This is a genomic window from Desulfovibrio simplex (assembly GCF_055387835.1).
In genome coordinates, this window is the sequence record NZ_AP042377.1 from 1,489,829 (window position 1) to 1,513,000 (window position 23,172).

General features: G+C 53.5%; 8 protein-coding genes and 1 pseudogene. 3 read left to right on the top strand and 6 right to left on the bottom strand.

The window, feature by feature from the left end; all coding sequences use genetic code 11:
• Positions 1 to 174 precede the first annotated feature (174 nt).
• Together ACZ5DH_RS06075 and ACZ5DH_RS06080 are read left to right on the top strand one after the other, a co-directional pair.
• A complete protein-coding gene (locus ACZ5DH_RS06075) occupies positions 175 to 8,556 on the top strand; it encodes a beta strand repeat-containing protein (protein WP_464256194.1) in 8,382 nt (2,793 codons plus the stop codon).
• 187 nt (positions 8,557 to 8,743) lie between these two features.
• Positions 8,744 to 8,914, top strand: coding sequence for a hypothetical protein (locus ACZ5DH_RS06080; RefSeq protein WP_464256195.1), 171 nt, complete (start codon positions 8,744 to 8,746; stop codon positions 8,912 to 8,914).
• 376 nt (positions 8,915 to 9,290) lie between these two features.
• Here the strand turns inward: ACZ5DH_RS06080 and ACZ5DH_RS06085 are convergent, their stop codons facing one another.
• The 6 genes from ACZ5DH_RS06085 to ACZ5DH_RS06110 all read right to left on the bottom strand — a co-directional run bounded on the left by ACZ5DH_RS06085 (position 9,291) and on the right by ACZ5DH_RS06110 (position 22,100).
• Positions 9,291 to 9,872 (bottom strand): hypothetical protein, encoded by a 582-nt coding sequence (locus ACZ5DH_RS06085; protein ID WP_464256196.1) that lies wholly within the window; start codon positions 9,870 to 9,872, stop codon positions 9,291 to 9,293.
• Positions 9,873 to 10,739: 867 nt separating this feature from the next.
• Positions 10,740 to 11,783: a glycosyltransferase family 61 protein gene (locus tag ACZ5DH_RS06090; RefSeq protein WP_464256197.1), complete on the bottom strand. Its 1,044-nt coding sequence runs from the start codon at positions 11,781 to 11,783 to the stop codon at positions 10,740 to 10,742.
• Between the two features lie 142 nt (positions 11,784 to 11,925).
• The gene (locus tag ACZ5DH_RS06095; protein ID WP_464256198.1) at positions 11,926 to 14,724 is read right to left on the bottom strand and encodes an autotransporter outer membrane beta-barrel domain-containing protein; all 2,799 of its coding nucleotides are present in this window, start codon (positions 14,722 to 14,724) and stop codon (positions 11,926 to 11,928) included.
• Positions 14,725 to 14,793: 69 nt separating this feature from the next.
• Positions 14,794 to 17,205: a methyl-accepting chemotaxis protein gene (locus ACZ5DH_RS06100; protein WP_464256199.1), complete on the bottom strand. Its 2,412-nt coding sequence runs from the start codon at positions 17,203 to 17,205 to the stop codon at positions 14,794 to 14,796.
• Positions 17,206 to 17,816: 611 nt separating this feature from the next.
• Complete coding sequence (locus ACZ5DH_RS06105) at positions 17,817 to 20,111, bottom strand: putative bifunctional diguanylate cyclase/phosphodiesterase (protein ID WP_464256200.1); 2,295 nt, start codon at positions 20,109 to 20,111, stop codon at positions 17,817 to 17,819.
• Positions 20,112 to 20,585: 474 nt separating this feature from the next.
• Complete coding sequence (locus ACZ5DH_RS06110; RefSeq protein WP_464256201.1) at positions 20,586 to 22,100, bottom strand: helix-turn-helix transcriptional regulator; 1,515 nt, start codon at positions 22,098 to 22,100, stop codon at positions 20,586 to 20,588.
• 737 nt (positions 22,101 to 22,837) lie between these two features.
• On the opposite strand from ACZ5DH_RS06110, the pseudogene ACZ5DH_RS06115 reads away from it, so the two are divergent.
• Positions 22,838 to 22,966 (top strand): annotated as a pseudogene (locus ACZ5DH_RS06115) (IS3 family transposase); the annotation flags it as partial.
• Positions 22,967 to 23,172 lie beyond the last annotated feature (206 nt).

Below are 23,172 nucleotides of genomic sequence, written 5' to 3' on the forward strand. Positions count from 1 at the left end.
CCTGCCATTAGAGCCTTTCCTTTTATTTGGGAAAAACGGCTCTGGCCAGTCTTACTGGTCTGCAAGAACTTCTTGCAATACCCTACCCCAAATCTTGACCAACTTGGTCACACTGTTTCGTTAGCCGTGCGTGCCGTTGACATGCCTTTTGAGCTAACTCAACCAGGACGTCCTATGAATATTATCACTATTAATCGCCCCCAAAGTGGACAACACATCGCTGTAAACACTGCTGCTGACGCCAGATACACTCTTGATTTTCCCTCTGGCCAGGCGAGCCTTTCGCGCGTCGGCAATGATTTGGTCTTCAGCTTTGACGATGCTTCCAGCATACATTTGACGGATTTTTATACCAGCTACAACCGCGACACCATGCCGAGATTCGAGGTTGACGGTGAACTGATTTCTGGCACGGAATTTTTCGCCGCCCTTGCCCCTGATCTGGCTCCTGCTGCTGGCCCGTCCTCAGCAGAGCGTTCTTCACATTATGCTGAACACGGCAATGCTGAACTCGCTGCCGGGGTCAGTCATCTGGATGGGCTTGACTACAGCACCGAAGGTTCGGGCTTTCAAAGCGTTCCTCCCCTTATGAGTGAAGCGGCCGCCTCTCTGGGGGGGGATTCTTCCGGCAGTGGCGGCAGCGACGGCCCTGGCGGCGGTGGCGGAGTCGTCTCCGACACCTACCACACCCGGCTCATTGTTACTGCAACCAGCCAGAATACCTTCAGCTTTTTTGCCGTGAACCAGAACGGCGACCTCGTGGATGACCCGAGTCAAATCAGTTGGGCTTTTGAAGGGCCGAACGCCTACTTTAACGTGACGGGCATTGGGGCTGACGGTAAGATCACTGTTGAGCTTACCGCGGCAGGGCTTGCCGCCCTGAATAACGGCACGCTTGCCTCCGACATGCTGCTGATAACCATTGACGGTGTGGAATACAAAATGCCGCTGGTTATCAGTGGCGGCCCTGCGGGCCAGAGCTATGATGCCGCCACGGAAGAAAATCGCGCTCAACTCGGTGAAGATCTGAAGGCCGAATGGTATGCCTCGGACGCCAGAACCGTGAACGAGGAACGGATCACCCTTGGCGGCTCCAGCTACAACCGTGTGGACATTGACCGTTCTGAAGCGGGCGGCGCAGGCAAGATGGGCGTGTACAATTCGGAAATCGACATTACAGCTTCCGCCAGGGGAGAGGTCAACATCTCGGCACAGGCTGACGGCGGCAACGCGTATGGCCTGGGCACTTACGGCAATAGCGGACACGCCGCTTCCTCAGTTCTCGGCGGGGATGAAAGCACTATCCATGTCAGCGCAACAACGACCGGAAGCCTCGGCACCGCCTGGGGCGTGTACACCAACTCCGCCCAAGGCGCCACGGCCGAAAGCCTGCTGGAAGCTCGCGACATCACCGTTGAAGCGCACGGCAATGCGGCCGGTTCCGGCGGTGTATACACCTGGGCAGGCGGCGGACGCCAGGCGCTGACAACCATTCAGGCAGACCGCGACCTGACCATTATCGCCGACAGCCATCAGGACAGTGCCGCCAGAGGCGTCTTTGCCACCGGCAGTGGCGCGGCCATCATTCTTTCCGCAGGCCCCGAAGGCCGTCTGCAGGTTTCCTCGCATCTGGAATCTTCCAGCCAGGAGCACTTCAACACGGAAAAAGGCGGCAACTTTGTTACGCTGGCGCTGAGCAGCTATAACGGCGGCACGATCACGGCCACCGGAAGCGACATAAACATTGATGCCGGTATAGGCAGCAGTTCCGCACACGGCACGGCCGCCGGCGTCTATGCCGGGTACGGCAACGCCAAAACCACCATCAACGCGCATAACGGTCAGACTAACAGCATAAACATCCATGCCGACGCCCCGGATCACGCCCACGGGGTCATCGGCACCAATTCCGGCACTGTGGCGATCAACGGCGGCGACGGCAACGACACCGTGAGCATTTCTTCCGAAGCCTCTTACGGCTCGTCCATAGGCGTTGCGGCCCAATACCAGGGTCAGGTGAGGATCACAGGCAACGGTGGCCATGACGAGCTGCACATTGACGCCACGTTCAACGGCCCTGCCAAGTCCGGCACGACCGAGCTTTTTGACGGCAGCCGTGGCGCTTACGGCATGGCCTCCGCCTGGGGCGGCTCGTGGGTCAAGGTCGAAGGTTTTGAAAAGGTCAATGTTACTGCGGACGCCAGGGGCGGCAACGGCACGGCCTACGGCATGTATACCCGTGACGGATGGGGCGAGTATGTGGGTAACAGCATCGAATACACGGACGGTTCCCTGCACGCCACCATCAGCGGCCTGGCCGACGACCCGAGCAAGGGTCATTCCATGTACAGCTTTACCGGCGTGAACAGCATTCAGGGCGGCAGCAAGCTTGGCGACGCCGCCGGCGACAGGATTACCTTGAATGGGCATATGACCATTGTGAGCAACAGCGGAAAAAACCTGGTAACCACCGGCGACGGTGACGACATTGTGACGCTCAACGGCAATATGCAGGCGGCCAGCAACGGTACGCTGAACAAGATTGAAACCGGTCTGGGCAATGACGTCATCCGCGTGAGCGGAGACATGAACGCCTCCAATGCGGCAGGAGCCAACGCCATCCACGCCGGCGCGGGCGACAATGAGATCGAACTCGGCGGCGGCATGCGCGGTGTGGGCAGCAACACCATCACCGTGGGCAGCGGCAGCAGCACCATCACGCTGGGCGGCTCCATGTCCGCTTCCGGCGCAAGCGGCGTCAACACCATACAGGGTGACGCTTCCGGCAACACGGTTGTCAACGTCAACGGCCAGGGTGCCGCGCTCTACGCCACAGCCGGGGGCAAGAACAGCATCAGCGCCGTGCACGATGTGCACGTGGACTCCGGCTACATCCATGCTACCGGCAACGGTTCCTCCAACAAAATTACCGACATTGCCGGAGAGGTGACGACCACCATGCTCGCGGCCGGCGACGGCGGCAGAAACGACATTACCAATGTGGGCAGTCTGGATATCCTGGCCACCGGCAGCGGATCAATGGGCGTCTACGCGGGCCGCAACGCCACCAATAACGTCGAAGCCAACGGCGGCATTGACATCAACGCCCAGTCCACCTCCGGCGGAACCTGGGGGCTCATGGCCGGGTCGCTGGGCGGCAACGCCACCAACAGCCTGAAAGCCGGAGGCGACATAAACATCACGGCTGCGGGCAGCGGCACCAGCGCCGATGCCATTGACAACAACAGCGGCAATACCACCCATGTGGAAAGCACCGGCGGCGACGTCACCCTTAAGGCAACCTCCACATCCAATGGGGTCCAGGGCATCTGGGGCATCGGCTCCACCACCGTCATTGCGGGCAAAAATCTGACTATCGAGACGTCAACGCAGGGAGCCGCCGAAGCCAGAGGCGTACACACCGGCGGCACCACAACACTGACCGCCCAGGATGGCGATGTTACAATACGTGCTGAGGGCGACATCGCTTCCGGACTTTACACCATAAGCACCGGCACGACCACGGTCAGCGCCTCCGGGCTGGTGGACATTCAGGCCCACGGCAATTCCGGCAGCTATTATATCCACGGCGGCAACGCCACAGCCCTGTATGCGGAAAGCCAGAACCCCGGGCAACTGGCCCGAAACATCATTCAAGGCGGCGAGGTCTCCATTACGGCCAAAACCCTTCAAAGCGGCGACACATACGCGCTGTACAGCAAGGCGGCTCTCAACACGATCACCAGCGACACGCAGGCAACGGTGACCGCTGAAAACCGCGACTCCGGCAATGCCTGGGGCATGTACGCCACCTCCACCAACAACAAGCTGGGGGCCAATGAAATTACCGGTCATGACGTCACGGTGAGCAGCAGCGCCACTAATGGCAACGCCTACGCCATGCATGCATCTTCCACCACCGGCGACAGCTCCAACACGGTCACCCTGACCGGCGGAACCGCTGACATCAGCGCCGCCAGCGCTCATGGCAACGCCTATGCCATGCGTGCTGACGGGCGCGCAACCAATACCATTACCGGCAGCGGTGATGTGACGCTTACCGGCACTGCCGCTGAAGGCTCGGGCTGCGGCATGTATGCCTCCGCCTCGGGCAGCAACATCATCGCCACCAGCGGAGATGTGAGCGTTACCGGCAGCGGTTACAGGGCAGCTGGCCTCAACGCGGACCAGAACGCCACCAATGCCATCAATGCCGGCGGCGGTATCGACATCAACGCCCAGGCCACCTCCGGCGGAACCTGGGGGCTCATGGCCGGGGTACTGAACGGCAATGCGAACAACAGCCTGAAAGCCGGAGCCGACATAAACGTCACGGCTACGGGCAACGGCACCAGCGCCAGCGCCATTGACAACAACAGCGGCAATACCACCCATGTGGAAAGCACCGGCGGAGACGTCACCCTCAAGGCAACCTCCACATCCAGCGGGGTTGGGGGCATCTGGGGCATCGGCTCCACCACCGTCATCGCGAGCAAAAACCTGACCATCGAAGCGTCAACACAGGGAGCCGCAGAAGCCGGAGGCGTGCACACCGGCGGCACCACGACGCTGACCGCCCTGGATGGCGATGTGACTATACGCGCTGAGGGAGACAAGGCTTCCGGGATTCACACCGCAAGCACCGGCACGACCACGGTCAGCGCTTCCGGTCTGGTGGACATTCAGGCCCACGGCAGGTCGGGCAACGCCACAGCCCTGTCTGCGGAAAGCCAGAACTCCGGGCAACTGGCCCAAAACATCATTGAAGGCGCCAAGGTCTCCATTACGGCAGATACCCTTCAAGGCGGCGGGGCATACGCGCTGTACAACAAGGCGGCTCTCAACACGATCACCAGCGACACGCAGGCAACGGTAACCGCTGAAAACTCCGGCTCCGGCAATGCCTGGGGCATGTACGCCACCTCCACCAACAACAAGCTGGGGGCCAATGAAATCACCGGCCATGACGTCACGGTGAGCAGCACTGCCGCCAATGGCAACGCCTACGCCATGCAGGCATCTTCCACCACTGGCGACAGCTCCAACACGGTAACCCTGACTGGCGGAACCGCCGAGATCAGCGCTGCCAGCACTCAAGGCAACGCCTACGCCATGCATGCTGAAGGGCGCGCAACCAATACCATTACCGGTAGCGGCAGTGTGACGGTTACCGGAACCACCGTGGGAGGCTACGGCTACGGCATGTACGCCGAAAACAACGCCGAAAACACGATTGCCCTCACTGACGGTCTTATTGCCGTCGAGGGCTCGCTCATCGGCGTCACCGCCAGAAATAACGGCAAGAATACGATTACAGGCGGTGCCGATACTGTCACCATCAAGGGCAAGTGTGGACTTGAGGCCTTGAGCGGCGGAAAAAACACTGTTGCAGGCGACGACATCAACATTACAGGTACGGATTATTACGGTGTCTATGCCAGCGGCGGAAGCAGCAAAAACACCGTTGATGCGGGCGCTGGCGGCACAGTCTCCATCAATAGCACATACCACGCCGTAGCCGCTTTTGGAGGGGGCGAAAATACGATCACCGGCAAGGAGATAGACATTCAAGGGCCGAGATCGCACGGTGTATACGCATCAGGCCCTGGAAGCAAAAACATCGTTGACGCGCGGGCGGCGGGGGCTGAAGGAACCATCTCCATCAGCAGCAACTACAATGGCGAGGGAGTGAGTGCTGAACTCGGTGGCGTAAACGAGATCACCGGCGCCGATATCTCTATTGCCGGGATAAGACAGGCTGTCGAGGCCAGAAACGAAAACAGCAAAAACATCATTAACGCTGGTACTGACGGCACTGTCAAAATAAATGGCGGCTGGGCAGGACTGTATTCTGTTCTTGGCGGCGAAAACACTGTCACCGCCGGTGATGTAAGGATAGAAGTAGACGATAACTGGACCTCTGCTTATGGCGTCTACGCCGAATTGTCCGGAAAAAACACCATTGACGCGGGCACTGATGGGACGGTTTTCATAAAGTCTCGCGACACTGGTCTGCAAGTCGGGAAAGATGGTACAAATATAGTCACCGGTAAAAACATCACCATTGAAGGAAAAAATCTGGCCGGCGCCTATGCCAATGGAAGCGGCGGCCATAACAGCATTGACGCAGGCGATGATGGAACCGCTGCCATCACTGGCGGTTCTTACGGCCTATGGGCTGAAAATGGCGGTAAAAATACCGTTATGGGCAGTGATGTCTCCATCACGGGTCGCAGTACGGGCGTCTACGCCACAGGTTCAGTCAGCGGGAACGACATCGACGCACTTCAATCTGTTAACATCACAAGTAATATGCATGGCGTTTCCGCCAACAGCGGCGGCCGCAATAGTATAAAGGGCAACGAGATCACCATTCAGGCTGGCAGCAATGTCAATGCCTACGGCGTATACGCAAAGGACGCCAACACCGTCAACGAGATTGCCGCCCAGTCGGGGCTTGTCACAATCAGCGCAGGCAAACACGCCTTGTTTGCGGAGGCTGGCGGCAAAAACACCGTTACGGGCTCTGGCGGCTTGCATATCGAGGGAGCGGAAAGCGGGCTGTATGCCTTGGGTTCCAACAGCGCCAATACGGTCACCGCCAACGCCGGGGCCATCACCATTGAAGCCGCGAACGCCAACAGTTACGGCGTAAGAGCGGAGAATAAAGGCGTCAACACCGTGTTTGGCACTGAAAAGGTTACTGTCGGCGACGGAAAATTTGGCCTGTACGCCACCGGGGAAGGACAAAACAGCATCACGGGCAGTACCGTAGAGATTTCTGGCACGAACAACGCCCTTTACGCCAGGGACGTAAACAGCAGTAACACCGTCGATGCGGGCAATGGCGCGGTTACTCTCAGCGCCGACTCGGCCGTGTCCTCTTTTCTGGGCGCTCAGAATACCGTTACCGGCGGCAAAATTGACATCAACGGGATCACCAATGGCCTTTTCGCCGACAACGCAGGAAGCGGCAACACCGTTAATGCCAAGGCTGACGGCACGATTTCCGTCACTGCGGGTATGCGCGGCATGTATGCCGCCAGCGGCGGCAAGAACATCATCTCCACCGAAAACGGTAACGTAGCCATTTCCAGCACAAGCAGTAACAGCGCCGGTATGTATGCCGAATCTTCCGGCAGCAACACCATCACCACCGAAAGCGGCAATGTGAGCGTGTCAGGCAGTGGCGCAGCCGGCGGCTACGGCATGGTTGCCAAAGGCGGCGGCGCGAATACGGTTGAGTCCACCTCCGGCTCACCCCTGACCGTGACCATCACGGCATCAGCCGATAGTGCTGAAAAAGCTATTGCCATGTGGGCTGAAGGCAACGGCTCCGTAAACTACATCACCGGGCATTCCCAGGCGGGAGACGCAGGCGACAGCATCACCCTGACCCCCAACAACGGCCAGGGCATCGCCATGCAGGCCCTCAGTGGCGGCAAAAACATCATTACCACCGGTGCTGGCGATGATCACGTGACCATCAATGGAAAAATCCTTGGCGATGTTAACAGCGGCAATGAAATCAATCTGGGCGGCGGCGACAACACCCTCACTATCAACGGCGCGGTTCAAACCGGCAGCCTGAACGTCATTGCAGCAGGCGGAACCTATACCCTGATACTTCAGGCAGCTGACACGCAAGGCTTTATCACTCAATATGGCAAGTGGCTCAACGACATCGGGGCCAGCGACCTTATTACAAACGGACTTTCAGGCATCAGTTTTGCCGGGCTGGACCCCTCTGCCCTGCCCGCAGACTTTCTGTTAACCTTCAATGACCTTCTGTGGGCTTTGCACGATGACGGCACCTCCATCTATCCTCCGGAGCTTGTAGACCATTTGCACGACCCCGCCGTGCCCTCTGCCGCTCCCCTCTCCGCAATGTTTGGGGAGACCGGCACGGAACACCATATGCAGGACGCACAGCATGCCGCCGGGCATGACGACATTCAGGATTCGCAGATGTCCGCTCACGATGCCCCGGCTTTCGCGGCAGACGACAGCCCGGAGACTGCCTTCAACACGCACTCGGGTACTGCTGCGGCACATGCGGATAGCCTTGAGCCTGACGCCACGGCATCGACGCACGTTGCTGAAGATGGGGCGGAAGAAGGTTTAGTTATGCCGCTTTTCGCCTTCCTGGACGACCATGCCGCGAGCACGGTCTTTGAGGGGGATAATACCCTGCATAATGGCTACTTAAACAGCAATGGGACCGATGGAGATGATTTCGCCGGACTTCATACCCCCATCACGCTGGCCTACGGTGACGAGAGCCTCGACAGCCTGTTTGCAGCCGCTGGTCAGCAGGCTGCGGGAGACGATGCCGACATCCAGTACGGAAGCCCCACCGCTGATCTGCATGACATGGGTCTGACAGATATTGAAGAAATCCTTGGGCAGGAACGTCTCACCGAGCACGCCTCTTCCAATGATTCTGGCCTTTCTGAAAACCTTGTCGCCACAGTAAGCGCCAGCAGCGTTCCCAGTGTAATGGACTCCTGCCAGGAGGCCACGGACAGTGCTGCACGGGACATGGTAAACGGCTGAACAGGCAGTGCGTAGCCTGCTCACTCTTTTCCTTGACGGTGGAACGAACCAGATAGTGCAAAGAGTAAACAACCATTGATTGAGAAAAGAAGCCAAATCAGATGATGAAGAGCCTGAGGATAACAACCGCAGGCTCTTCATTTTTTCTTCTCAATAACAGGCGTAGGCATACGCGTCCCGCATATTTTTGCAGAAGCCATGCTGTGGTCTGACCGCGACGAGCCCCTTTACCGATCTGTGCTGCGCCTTTATGCGCGGCATCGGCTCCCCCAACGTCTGTGCGCACAGCACCTCGTGCGGCCTGAATACCCACTGCGCCTGCGAGGCCGTCATGGGCCTCGGCGCGGCATGGCCGTAAACAACGTTGCCAGCTGCAAGCACCTTGTGCCGCAGACTCGCAATATTTTTAGGCCATCAACCTGGGCGAGGCGAGAACAGTCATGCGGGCCCTGCGCAAGGGCTGCAAGCTGACGGGTATTGACATCCGCCACAAAGTTTCGGCCTCCAAGGCCGACTAGGTAAATCATCAGTGGCCTGTCAAAGCGGCTCGGGCTTGATCAGTTGGTTTTTGAAAGCACGGAAGACGTGTGGCGCTTTCAGCTTGAGGGAACAGGCCTCACCAGCGCGAACTTTACAGAAAAGGACTTTATTCCGCTCAACAACGCCCCCCTGCATGTGGATCTGGCAAACTCCCCTTCCCACGGCCTCGGCAAGGTGGAGTTGACCAGCGAGGGCTATGGAATCACAAGTTTTTTCCAATCGGCCTCATTGGCATATTGAGCGGGGCAAAGGTGTTTGCCCATGAGACGAGGCAGCATCTCAGGCTCCACAGGCATGAGTAATGAGGCATTTTCAAGCATCCCCCAATAATCCAAGCGGTCAATGGCATCGAGGGAAGGGAAAAAAGCCTCCCGCTTTCCGCTGGAGCGCCAGATAACGGTTTGATTGCTCGCACCCGGCAGCGTGCAAAAAGAGAATTGCGGGAAAAAATCATGGATGTAAAAAACGGCCTTGTAGGCATCTCCATAGCGGTAGCGATTTTTTAATCCGGCGGCCCTGGCATATGCGGCGGCCAGCGTGCTCTCCGGAAGGGCGCCGTACGGGTGTGCCGGAACGACGGCATTCAGCATGACAATGCTTTTGGGATGGGTAAGGGGAAGGCATTTACTGAAAACATCCAGCACTGTTTTCCATCGCGGCCCGACGTTGATATACAGAATGTCAAACCGGAATGACGGCAGGAGAGCAAACAGATGGCGGCATACCACGTTGTTGGTGTCGCCGTGTATCGTCTTAAAGAACTGGTCGGCGTCCATGCCTATTTCCAGTTCACCATCTTTGCCGCAAGCCAGAGGGGACGCGGACCCAAAGGAGCTGACCCGGACGCGAACGGGCAGTTCTAGCTGTGAAAATATTTTGGACGAATGAATATTGATTTCCAGAATGCTTTTTGCCTGATTACAGGCCGCAAGATAGTGGATGCGCCCCACGATTCCGGGGGGAACGACATTCGATTTTTTTTTGAAAGGGATGGCCCACGGCTGTTGCTCTTGCGGTATAAAATCACCCCCATGTATGGGGAGCGTGCCTGCATCAGGCGCGAGGGGCTTTTTTTTCAGAACCAGAAATATCTCTTTGCGGCCGCTGTCATACCAGGCGGGGTCCGCGCCCAGTGGGGCTTCTTCCCATGAAAGGAACCTGGCGTTCATGCTATGTCTGGATACTGACAGATAAACGGCCTCCAGAACGGAGGCATGTTCATCCCCGTCAGGGGTGATCAGACATCCGGCCATTCCTCCGGGGCGCAGCACCCGGCTGGTGTGGCTCAAAAAGTTTTCCAGCAGCGTTAGCGGGACAGAAGCAATAAGGGCATGGAAAAAATCGGGAGGAATCAGGTTCCAGAAATTTTGTTCGCTCTGGTTTTCCGCTTGCCGCACATAGGAGTCAATGGGCAGGCAGATGCAGCGGCCTCGCAAGAGCTGTGCTACTGAGGCGGGAAGACGAACAGGGCTTGTCAACGTATCCAGCAGGCGCCATTCTTCCCCGGAGCGGCCGCGGCCGAAAAATCCGGCGACCTGCTCCAGAAACCAGGCATACCGTAGTTCCACGCTTTTTGTCGCCAATTTTCATGCTCCGCACATGCCGCTTCTGGGCATGGTAAAGGCGGCATCGTGACCACCGTGCTATTCAGCCGTCCACTGCTCATAGGCCATCTGGACTTCCTGTAACGGGACATGCCAACTGCGGCGTTCTCCGGTTCTCACGCTTCCTTGGACAAAATAGGCTTTTCGTCCGTATGCCTGTTCAATTACAGCCATAGCACCGAATGACGTATAATCTTCCGGCCCGAAAAAGAGCGTTTTAAGCTGTTGCGGGTTCTGCGAGAAGACCACGTTATGCGCGGCGCTTCCCACCGGACCGACGATGCGGGAGGCATGAGCGAAAAGACATATCTGGTTGGCAAGGGATAAGTTCTGGCTTTCGATAACGGTAAATCCCTGCTGCTCAAAAAAACTTTCTACCTCTTCCTGGTTTTCATGACGCCTTGTCTTGATATGCCTGCGGGAGAGGTAGATTTTTTCAACGGGGTCCATTGTGGCGTCCGGAAGATAATAATTAACGACATGCTGCCACATTTTTTTTGCGATTTCCGAAACATATGCCATATGCATGTAAGATTTGGTGGGTATGAATATCCGTTCCAGCCGCATGCGGCGGGATGGGTAATAAAAATCATAATCCGTAATACCGAACGGCTCTGCAAAAAGCTTCATATAGTCGGGGACGTTCGCCATGGGAGACAAAAGCAGCCTGACAGGAACGTTCCCGGCCAGATGTTGCACATGAGCATGAGCCCACAGACTTGTCAGCGCCTCAAGGAGCCAGTGTCCGTATACCGGGTAGCTTGTAAAGCACGGCATGAAAACCTGATTGGCCCCGACCGTGACCTCGGTTGCCGGGAGGACGTTTTCCGGAACGTAAAAACCTCTGCCAAGGCTTCTCAGCCGCGTGTCCGGGCCATAATACAGGCGGGGAGTGAGGGCTTCCCCGAAAGAACGGAACGAATCAATGAGCGCACATTTCGCGCGGGGGGAATAGAGTATGCCGTCAGCATATATGATATCGGCAAGCTCATGGATATACAGGTGAGGGATGGTTTTTCTGACCTTCCTTGCCGAACGTATTTTCGGTTGTGAACCCAGTATGTGCATCTCCACATCCGCCACGGGAGATCCTTGCGCCGCGATGAGGCGCGAAGCCAGCAGCTCCGGGAGTTTGGCATACTCCGCTATCCGTACCGGTTGAGCGAAGAGACTCATACGCACACCTCTTGAAAGGGAAACGGCTCCGTGCCGGGGACGTTTTTCTTTATCCGGCTGTTAGAAGCTGCAGCAGCAGCGCGTTCATCATTTCATTTTGACTGTCGTGCGAAGCGCTTACATAGTCCTGCGAAAACTGGGCAAAGGACGCATATGCGGCGTTTCCGATCGTAAGACCGCCGTCAATATCCATCTGTATGGTCTGTGAACCCCCGGCATTCGGTATGCTCAAGACCAGACGCCCGCTTTCAATCGTTGCTCCCATGAACGACAGATCAAGGTTTCCGTTGGCGTCGAGAATATCCGCAATGTACACCTTGTCGCCCGAGCTCAGGTTGAAATCAGTAATAATGTCCGTACCATCATCGAGATCGCCGTCTCTCCAGACAAAGGTGTCCGCTCCGCCGCCGCCTGTCAGGATGTCATTTCCCTTCCCTCCCAGTAGAATATTATTCTGACTGTTGCCGATGATGATGTCATCGCCTGAGCCGCCACCAATTCCTTCAAAATTGGTAATGACGGTGTTCATGTAAGCGTTGCTGCCATCAATGGACACGCTGCCGTCATTGGCCAACTGGATGGTGTGCCCCTGATCATTGCCATAAATGAAGAGATCGTTGCCGGCTTGCCCGCCATCAATAACCTTGGCTTCGTCTCCGATGAGATTATGAACAATGATGGTATCATTACCACCGGTCGCATCGGGGTTATAGTTTCCCATAACGCAGTCGCCGTAAATATTGCCCGATGCGAGAGAACCTATCTCAATGTGATCGTCGCCGTAGTGCGTTACGAACAGGTTGGAATATTCACCGTCGCCCGCAAGCCTGATATTCGTGACCACACCGTCGATTGCAATGCTGTCGTTGCCGAAGTTCATCCCGAGGACACTGGAGTAAAAATCGCCGTAGATGGTGTCATTTGTGGAATCTCCCTTGATATGCAGCAGATCTTCTCCGCCTGTGCCGCTGATGCTGGGTGTATAGGCATCAAGGTAGATGGAGTTGCCCTGGGAGCTCCCCCCTATTATGACGGTATCATTGCCGTATTTCGAGTTTGATCCGTCGTTTACGTATACATCTCCCAGAATGGTGTTTCCTGTGGCGTTGCCGCCGATTTCAATACGATCGTTGCCGGTCTTGTTGTTGCCGTACGCGTGGAAGGCATCGCCATAAATGCTTTCACCCGTGGAAGTTCCGTCAATGCGTATTGTATCATCGCCGCCGGTGACGCCCTGGTACATATAGTAGCCATCACCATAAAGAGAGTTGCCTTCGGAACCTTCCGCATTGCCTTTCACGTGGAAAAGGTCATTGCCGCCCTTGGCTCCAGTGCGCATTTCATAGGCGTCGCCATAGAAGCTTTCGCCTTTGGAGTCACCGTTGATAATAACGGTATCATTTCCAAGCTGAATGATTTTACCGCTGTCAGTTCCGACAAGGTCCTGTGTTTCGCGCCCATCGCCGTAAATGGTGTTCCCTTGCGAGTTGCCGTCAATAATGAAGGTGTCATTGCCGACGGCCATGCCATGTCTGAGGGTGTGCTGATCACCGTGAATCGTATTGCCGTAGGCGAATGTTTTGCCGCCTTCTCCCAGGCCTGTGAGGTGTATTATGTCATTACCCTGGCCTGCCTGAATGGTGTTTCCGTCTACCCGTGAGGCTTCAAGAGTGATTGTGTCCTTGCCCCAGTAAGAGTCATCCGGGCGGCCTTTACCGCCAATGTAAATCAATCCGTTTGTTTCGTTGGTGAAGGTTACGTTTTGGTTCCCTTCGCCGCCGATCCATCTGACGAGCCCCCCTTCCGTGGCCCAAATCTGGCTGTCACTATATATGGTATTTCCATATATCATTCCGTTTTCGTTGATTAAATGAATGGAATCATTGTCAACGCCATCAGTATCAGTATCCGTATCGGTGTCCGTATCTGTGTCGGTGTCAGTGTCAGTATCAGTGTCTGTGTCGGTATCGGTGTCGGTATCCGTGTCTGTATCCGTATCGGTGTCCGTATCTGTGTCGGTGTCGGTATCAGTATCCGTGTCAGTATCAGTGTCCGTGTCAGTATCAGTGTCTGTATCAGTATCGGTGTCTGTATCGGTGTCAGTGTCCGTATCAGTATCGGTGTCGGTATCAGTGTCCGTATCTGTATCTGTGTCAGTATCGGTATCAGTATCGGTGTCGGTATCAGTGTCCGTATCGGTATCTGTGTCAGTATCGGTGTCTGTATCGGTGTCAGTGTCCGTGTCTGTATCCGTATCTGTGTCTGTATCAGTGTCCGTATCAGTATCGGTGTCTGTATCAGTATCGGTGTCTGTATCGGTGTCGGTATCGGTGTCAGTGTCCGTGTCGGTATCGGTGTCAGTGTCCGTATCGATGTCGGTATCAGTGTCCGTGTCTGTATCTGTGGCTGTTCCTGATATAAAGCTTGTATTACCTAAGCTATTCCACCATGTGGCATCGAGCCCTCCAAGGTGGTCAATCCCACCCATCAACTCGCCGGCTGAACCGAGATACTCGCCAAGTCTGCCTTTAAAATTCAATCCCGGCTCTTCCGGCTTTGCATTGTTAACCAATTCTTCGGCGTTCATCCAGATGCCGTCGAGCAAATCCAATTCCGGCAATAGGCTGCTGCCAACAGCAACGAAATTATGTAAAACAAGAGCGCCCTTATTGGGAAAACGCAGCACAACGTCGTTGCCGGTACGTGATACTTCAACATCGTCAAGGTCAAACTTGAAGCTGGCAGATTCTAGATCAGTGGCCGCGATAATCATGGTCTGCCCGGAAGCGGGCGCCTGGATGGATATTGATGACCGAGCAGGAATTGGCCGCGTAGTTACAGTAGCCATAACATTCCTCCCACAGTAAACCATTCTGATTGGTCACGTCGGCAAATTCTTTTTTTGCCTATGGGGCTGCTACCGCAGACGCGCCATGACCTGCTTAAGCTGTTGCGCAGTTTGCGCAAGGTCCTGCACCGCCGAAGATGCCTGGACCATTCCGTCAGCCGTTTCGGATACGATACGGCTCACTTCTTCCACGGCGTGATTGATTTCTTCCGAAGTGGCGCTTTGCTCTTCCGCTGCGGTGGCGATGTTGGCAACGACGGCAGAGTTGGCCGCAGCCAGGGTTACAATTTCCTGCAGAGCTTGACCTGAGGCATTGGAAAGCTCCGTGGCCTCACCGATGCTGCTCACAGCGCTGGTGACTTCCTCAATGTTCGTGCGCGCTGCATGCTGGATCGCCTGGATGTTTTCGCCAACTTTTCTTGTGGCTTCCATCGTACTTTCCGCAAGTTTGCGTACTTCATCCGCCACCACGGCAAACCCGCGTCCGGCCTCCCCGGCACGTGCCGCTTCAATGGCCGCATTAAGCGCAAGCAGGTTGGTCTGGTCCGCAATATCGGAAATGACGTTCATCACACCACCGATATTTTCCGCCTGACGCCCCAATTCCGTCATATTCTCATGCAGGCTAAGAGCTACTGTATTCACACCGTTGATGGATGTGACTACGTTATTCACCAGTTCCGCACCGCTCTCTGCTTTGTTGCGGGTAGCTTCACCTTGTTCCGCAGCGTATCCGGCGTTACGCGCCACTTCCAATACTGTGGAATTCATTTCTGACATGGCGGTTGCTGTGGATTCCACGCGGGAACGCTGCATGTCCGCACCACGACTTACCTGTTCAACCTGGGCGGAAAGCTCCTCAGAGGCAGATGCCACACGTTCGGCTATCTCCGTGGACTCCTGCGCTACCTGTAAAAGCATGGTTTGCGCATCTTTAGCCTCGGTAATATCATTTATCATTTCCATATAGCCCATGGGTGTGCCGTCAAGAGAGCATAAAGGCAATGCGGTGATGGATATTTCCATCCTATTCCCGCCGGGATACGCGGTTGTTTCACCTGCATTGGATCGATTTTCCATCATGGCCTTCTTGCCGAAGCAGTCCCCTGTGCTGCATTCTTTGGTTTTGAACAGGTTGCCGCAGCCCTGGTTCAAGAAATCTCCGCCAAGAACAGTTTTTCCGGCTTTGTTCAGGAACCGGATGGAGCATTCCTTGTCGCCAGTCATGAGGACAGAAGGAACTGCATCCAGCACGGAGGTATAGGCATCACCCACACTGTTGATGCAGCCCGTAAGCTCGGCAAAACCGCCTTGAAATTTTTTCTGATCAATGCGCTCGCGGAAATTGCCTATGGCAATGCGGTGCGCCGTGTTTTTACTTTGTTCCATCAGGTTGTTCAGCATGGCAGGTATGCTCAGCATGGCCTGCACCAAGGAGCCGATTTCTCCACCTTCCCGCACCTTAAGGTCGGTGCTGAAATCACCTTGAGCAATCTTCACGGCAAAGTTGGAGACCTGATGTAAAATGCGCACAATGCTGATGACAATCCAAAGGGCAAACGCAATGCCCAGAACAATGCCGCCCACACTGGCGTACAGCGTGGCACGCTGGGCAAGCGCATTGCTTTCGAGCATGGCCCTGCCGACCTTCGCCATATTTTCTTCTGTTGTTGCCGTATACGTATCAAATATTTTGGCCATTTCAGCGCCGACAGACTCTATGGTCTGAATGTATTTCGAAACCTCACTGCACAGAGAAATAACGCGCGATGCGCCGTCTCTATAGGATTTGAAAACCTGCTCCAGTGAGGCAAAAGCCTTACGACTTGCAGTATCTTGCAAAACTTCTTCCAGTTTTATCAGGAGTCCATCAAGGGACTGCATGCATTTTAACGCTGTTTCAGCTCTTATTTCTTCATAATTGCTCACGTATCCCATTATTTGAACACGAAGCGTTACGTAGTCGCTGTAAAAATCATCAATTAGCGCAGCTAACTGCATGTTGTTCGCGTTGCGAGCGACGAGAGAAAGCGCGCTGAGGCGCTCATTTATGGCATTTCCATCCGGGGTGACACGCTCACGCAGTATTTTATTTGATTCAAGAAGCGTTTTTTGAATCTGATCTATCAAACTCAAAGATTGCTTTAAACGCTCAGCTTGGGCATCAAGGTTTTTACGCTCAACAGGACTGCTTTCTTCGTCATGCGCCATTGCTATGTATTTAAGCGCCGAGGCAACACTGGCACGCGCTTCATCCATGCGGGACGGGTCCAGATCTTGTGTAAACCGTGAAACCCTGTCGCGCATATTTCTCGCCTGGGCATCCGCACCATTGGAAAACACCGCGGTGCGCGCTTCTGATCTATACAAACTGAACTCTGTGGATGCTGCATGAAGCTTCACATATCCCAGGTATGAAACGGTAGCCAACAAAAGCATGATAAAAACAAAGCCGCTGATAATTTTGTATTTTGTTGTCATGGCCCATCCCTCTTTGCGGATAGAAACGCGGTTATCAAAAGCGCATTCGCGATGAAGAAATGCTCACGGCTCCGGCCGGTTCTCTCTGACTACCTGTCTCATAAGCATAGAAAAAATGTTCATCAATACTCACAGATTGAGGAAAAGAAAAAAAGAATCTACTCAATTTGAAGGATAATTGTTTTTTATGTTGTATTGCAATGCAGTACACGCTGAAAACACAGTGAAAAATGATTATCTACCATATCGGCAGACGCTGCATACCGAGCAAAGACGATTGATAATAAAAAAACGGAATATCCCATGGCGGTCTGGATTCCATAATCTTGACTATATGCACCAGGTGGGTGCCTCCGCAGGCTCCGGTGTCACGACACCAAGTTGGATGCCGCCAACGGACAGCCGGGATATTTCTCCACAATCGAGGTGCTGTGTGCCCGCTCCCGGCAGTATGCGTATAGAAATGAAATCCTCCGCCAGGGGCTGCCTCTAAATAATTCATTGCAGCTAGATGAATTATTTAGAGGCAGCCCCTGGCGGAGGGTTTCAGCTTTTGTATGGTTTTTAATCTTATTCCAGGTGATGGTATTCAGAAAATTTAGATGGTTTTTTCACCATTCGCGTCTTTGCAGTATTGGGGTTATGACTTCCGCCGGTTGCGGAACTGCAGTCAGATAGCCCTGTACCGCATCACAATTTTTCAGCGCCAGGTGCAGTATTTGGCTTTCATGCTCAACCCCCTCCGCAAGACAGGTCATTCCAAGTTTGTGTCCAACGGAAATGATGCATTCCACCACGGTCCTGCTGGTGGCATTGTTTGTAATATCCTGTATAAAGCTGCGGTCTATCTTGAGTTTGCTCACAGGCAGGTTGGCCAGGTGCGAAAAATTAGAATAGCCTGTTCCAAAATCATCAAGCGATATCTGTACCCCTCGTGCGCGAAGTGAATCCAGCTGGGCCAAGACATTTTCAGCATCGGTCATGATCGCAGATTCTGTTATCTCCAGTTCCAAGTGATGGGGGGACAATCCTGTATTCTGCAAGGTGCTGGTTACCAAGTTGAGCAAATCGGCGTTCTGTAGCTGTACAGCTGACAGGTTCACAGCCATTTTTCCCGAAAAAAGCCCCATTTCCAGCCATTTCCGGCACTGCGTGCAAGCTTCTTGCAGAACCCAGGCGCCAATAGGAACAATCATGCGGGTGCGTTCCGCAACAGGGATAAATTGAGCAGGAGAAATGAAGCCCTTTTCCGGATGGTTCCATCGCAGGAGCGCTTCAAAACCAACAAGTTGCCGCGGGCTTAAAGAAAACTGGGCCTGGTAATACACAGTCAGTTCGTTATTGCGCAATGCCTTGGACAAGGCGGATTCCATCCACCACCGATGGGCAGTAAGCGCATTCAATTCGCTGGAGAAAAAATGGTACCTGTCGTTTCGGTTTCTACCTTCCACAAGGGCCACCCGGGCATTATGAAGTAGCTCCGGCAGCTCGTTGCCGTCATTGGGGAAGAGACTGATGCCTACAGTACATGAGGGGATAAATTCCTCACCCTCCACGGAAAGAGGCATGGAAAAAGTATCGAGGAGTTTTTCAGTATACTTTGAAATGTCTTCGAGCCGTTGCGGCTCGGTGAGCAATAAAATAAATTTGTCCTCATCAATGCGTCCAATCAACTTTGCATGGCCTGTGCCGTAGTCCAAGCGCGATACGAGTATACGTATAACATCGCTGATGTTTTTCCCCAATGTGATGGTCATTTTGTTGTAACCATCTATGCCTACAAGCATCAGCGGGTAATACATGTCGCTTTTTGTGTCCGTAAATGTATTGCTTTCAAAGAGCGACTCAAACTGCTTGTATTTAGGCAGTTTTGTTACTTCATCATACAATTCGTTATACTTTGATTTGTAGCGTAACTTTGTGTAATTGCGCACCAGCATGGCAAGAAAATAGAACAGCAAAACCCCCGCGCTCACAGTAATTACAGAAAAAATAAGAATTTTACGCTTCCACTCGCCAAGCACAGCGCTGGTCGCAAGTCCGGCAATGACTGCGATGTTGAATGTGCCTACGCGGCTAAAAGCAAATACTCTCTCTACCTGGTCGTCATGCGATGGCGCGATGTACACCCCCTCCTCCATGCCCGCCTGCAGCAGGTGCTCGAACGTGGATCCGGTCAAGATCTGCCCCCGTTTGGCCGGATCTTCGGGATAGCGGGCCAGAAGACGGGTGTTAAGGTCTGTTATGGCAATAAATTCCTCGGATCCCAATACTATCTGGCTGTAAACCTTCAGAAAAAATGTGTGTGGCAAGACTGCGACAATGGCTCCTGCAAGAGTGCCATCACTCACTGTCCAACGGCGAGACAGCGTGATGACCCATCCCTGTTCATGTTCTGAAAAAAATGGTTCAGAGATGACCAGCGCCTCTGAAGGATTTTTCATCAGCTCTTCAAAATAGGGACGATGACTTATGTTTACCCGGCCGGTGCGGGTTGTCGTAGCGCAGGCAATGATATTGCCCGCGGCGTCAGTCATAAGCAAAGACGTTGCGGAGGGTATGGCCGACAAGTGATTTTGGAGAAAAAAAATCAGCTCTTCATCCGGCATCGAGACGTTTTTGACTCTGTCCAGAACCAGCCGCAAAATGGCGTCTACCTTGTCTACGGACATCATTGCATGCCCTTTGGCCTGCTCCACGTAGGAATGAAGATACCGTTTGGCGGAGGCTAGTTCCCGTTTGCGGGACTGCCATGCCTCCGCCGCCAGCATCAGCACAAAAGCTATGAAAAGAAGGATCAATGTTATGATAATTATTCTTTCTTTGATGCTTAACGGGGCGTTAACGGATATATTTACCATGTGCGAGCGAGAGGGAATGGGCAATGACGGATTTTCAGTCTTCATGCCTATACTCCTGTATTCTTGCCCTGAGCTTCATTGATGCTTGCTCGCAGGGGTGTTTTTTAACAAAAATTTATTCAGTATCTAAGAGCAAAAAAATCACAGAACAATACGACAAAATTGAGGAGCCATAAAAAAAGTTTCCTTAAATTTGAGGAATGCCTGATTTGTGCATAATAAAAAAATCACTGAAAATAGCTTGTTAGAAATAAAAAACAGCAACCCTGAGAGTTGCTGTTTTTTATTTCTATGGACAAGATCTCCACGCCATACGGGAGTTCCCAAAATTCAAACTCTGTCAATTCGTAATGTTCTTTTACAGATGGGTTGCATGAGTGCGCTAAGCACGTGGCAACAGCGGTGACAGAAAGCTCCTCATGGAGCTTCAAGGCCAAGTCCCGACTCTCTACAGCCAAAGTACGCCGCGCGTTGCTGAAGACAACCCTGATATTACTTTGATGTAACGCTCGCTTTCAACTACGGGTCGCGGTTGATAAGAGTGCTGACAAGTTCCATTCGACTGTTGACCTTGGCTTTTTTCAGAAGAGTACGAATGTAAAAGCGTACAGAGTTTTCTTTAAGATGCAGTGTCTCCGCCATGGCTCCTGTGGAGAGCCCGCGAATCAATAATTCAAGAACTTCTTTTTCACGAGGAGAGAGTTTATATTGTACAGAAAAAATATTAATAGTTTGGGCAATGTCACGGATAATGGGCAAAGCCGGAGCAGCCGGTGGATTGTCATCCATACTGATTTCATGAAGCGCCCGGTAAGCCGCTGGTATGGAGGCAAGACACAAAAAAGTGCAGACCATAAGCGTAACAATGGGGGAACTGGGCAACAAGGGCTGCACATAACTTTGGAATAATGCGCCCGCCAGCATTGCGCTCGTTACACATATAAGCAGTGCGGCAGTGCACAGGGCAGGAAAAACGCACCGGAAAGCGAGGTTTCCGGTAAGCAACATGCCGGAAAAAAGTTGCATCTGGTAGCCGATAATGCTGGCTACGAGTATGATCTGGTACAGCCAGCTTGTGGGGGGAAGCGTGAGCAGCCATGCCACGGGCAGGCAAAGAAGGGTGCCCCCTATGAACAGGAATTTAAGAATTTTATTGCCATAGCTATATAAAAGGAAAGACGTAAAAGAAAACAGCAGCAGAAAGGCAAGCTGAGTGTACTCTGGATATGCTTCTTTTATATTGAAGTACGGAAGAATGACCAACGAGCTGACGCCGTTGATAAAACAGGTTATAGTGAGGGGGAGCAGCAGCCTGAGTAATATTGCAGAGGCGGGCATATCCGTTGTATCCGCAGTTTTTTGGTGTTGTTCCCGGTCCGCCAGCCAGGTCTTACCCCTACACAGCAACTCTGGAAGGATTCTGAAGATTCGCCATACAATGTAAGCAAAGGCAAGAGACAACAATGAGCGAGTACAGTGCAGCAGCATGCCGTACCGGTTGGCAGACCCTGAGGGCGCTTGGGAGTAGGTTTCCACCAGGATCAGTATGATCATCGCCCAAAAAGCATGGCCTACGGCCAAGGCGCCGCCTAAAGAGAAGCCTTGGCTATGGGAGGGTACAGACAGAAAAAATAGTCTGTACATAATGGGCCAGAGCATTGCCCATATGACAAGCTGGACAAAAATAAGCCAGAATCCTTCGTAGAACCAGGGACACCATAAAAGAGTCGGGGGAGCGGTCATGGCGATGAAGGCAATGTATACGGCAATGACGCCGCCCCAAAAAGAAGCTGTGTGCGGGGCAGATGCAACACGGCGCTCAATGCAGGTGAGAGCTGCCGCACTGATAATCACCCCAAGCAGATACCCTGAAAGGGCAATAGACTGTTCATCCGGCGTCAGCCGATGGAGCATGAGCAGAGTGGAACCGGTGTTGAGAATAGGAAAGAAAAAGAAGGCCAGAGCTTGTCCCCATACTTTTGGCCCACCAGGCAAATTCGTCTGAGGCGCTGAAGTATGTGTGCCTGTTTGCATATATTATTTACTGTTAATAAGGTTACGGCTGTCAGCATCTTATTGCTAGCTCATGGTTCAGACTTGAACTTGCAATAGGCTCTATTTTGCTGGTGTACTTGTTTATTCCAGTTGGCCATAAAAAGCGAGACAATCAGTTAGCCGAACCCTCAGTTCTCGAAACAAGGGTTCGAAAAATCAGACTCTGTTGGCGAAGTATGCATCAAAGACAAGACCACAGGAAAGCGTATTTGTGCTGACACCTCTGAAGGCGAATCCGAGATCTTCGGAAACGACATCGGAGCTGAAATTGTCATGCGTTATGAAAAACGCCAATCTCCTGCGAATATGTCTGGCGTGGGTCAGTGTGTAAACAATTATGAACAGAAATGGGGAACTTGTATTCCTTTACTGCATTGGTGAGGTAAATACTCCCCAGTTAGCGTGCTTGGATCATGAAGACACCGAACCCATAACCATTGTTGTAATTTTCAAAAATTTCAGATAGATATTACCACTAGGTTGTTCACCCTCCCTCAAATCGGTAAAGCTGGAGTGAGCAGACAGCAGCAAACCGAGTGAGGGAGAAGGTGAAAGCCATAAGAATGCCAAACTGACGGTTCGCAGTCGAGAAGAAATGGTGCGGCGTATGCAGTATGAACCGGCGGCAGAGTGGCAATCAGGTATGGCGCGAGCCTGCGCACCGCCAGAAAGTGGAAAAGCCGCCATGTTCATGGCAGGCAAGATGCACTTGCAGATCACAGTTCACGAACTACGAGTCCACACGGACGCTCAGGGAGGCCAGAGCACGCATCTCAATGGATGGCCGAGGCCGCTGGCTGGATAACGTGATGATCGAACACCTCTGGCGCTCTTTGAATTATGAATGCGTGTAGTTGCGTGAGATAGAGACAGGGAGTGCGCTTCGCCGCTCCAAGCCTGGTGGTTTGAGTTCTACAACAACCGGCGCCCGCACAAGACCTTTGACGACAGAAAGCCGATGGAAATATATCAGCAGTCCAAGCCAGACTTGCCCCAGAAAGGCCGCATGGCCCACGAAACTGTCCACCTTAGTTTTGCCGTTGAATGGTCC

Bases quoted from the DNA above. Each gene is read 5' to 3' on its own strand.
- ACZ5DH_RS06095 (WP_464256198.1), bottom strand. From the start codon at position 14,724: ATGGCTACTGTAACTACGCGGCCAATTCCTGCTCGGTCATCAATATCC.
- ACZ5DH_RS06110 (WP_464256201.1), bottom strand. From the start codon at position 22,100: ATGCAAACAGGCACACATACTTCAGCGCCTCAGACGAATTTGCCTGGT.
- ACZ5DH_RS06105 (WP_464256200.1), bottom strand. From the start codon at position 20,111: ATGAAGACTGAAAATCCGTCATTGCCCATTCCCTCTCGCTCGCACATG.
- ACZ5DH_RS06085 (WP_464256196.1), bottom strand. From the start codon at position 9,872: ATGGACGCCGACCAGTTCTTTAAGACGATACACGGCGACACCAACAAC.
- ACZ5DH_RS06100 (WP_464256199.1), bottom strand. From the start codon at position 17,205: ATGACAACAAAATACAAAATTATCAGCGGCTTTGTTTTTATCATGCTT.
- ACZ5DH_RS06075 (WP_464256194.1), top strand. From the start codon at position 175: ATGAATATTATCACTATTAATCGCCCCCAAAGTGGACAACACATCGCT.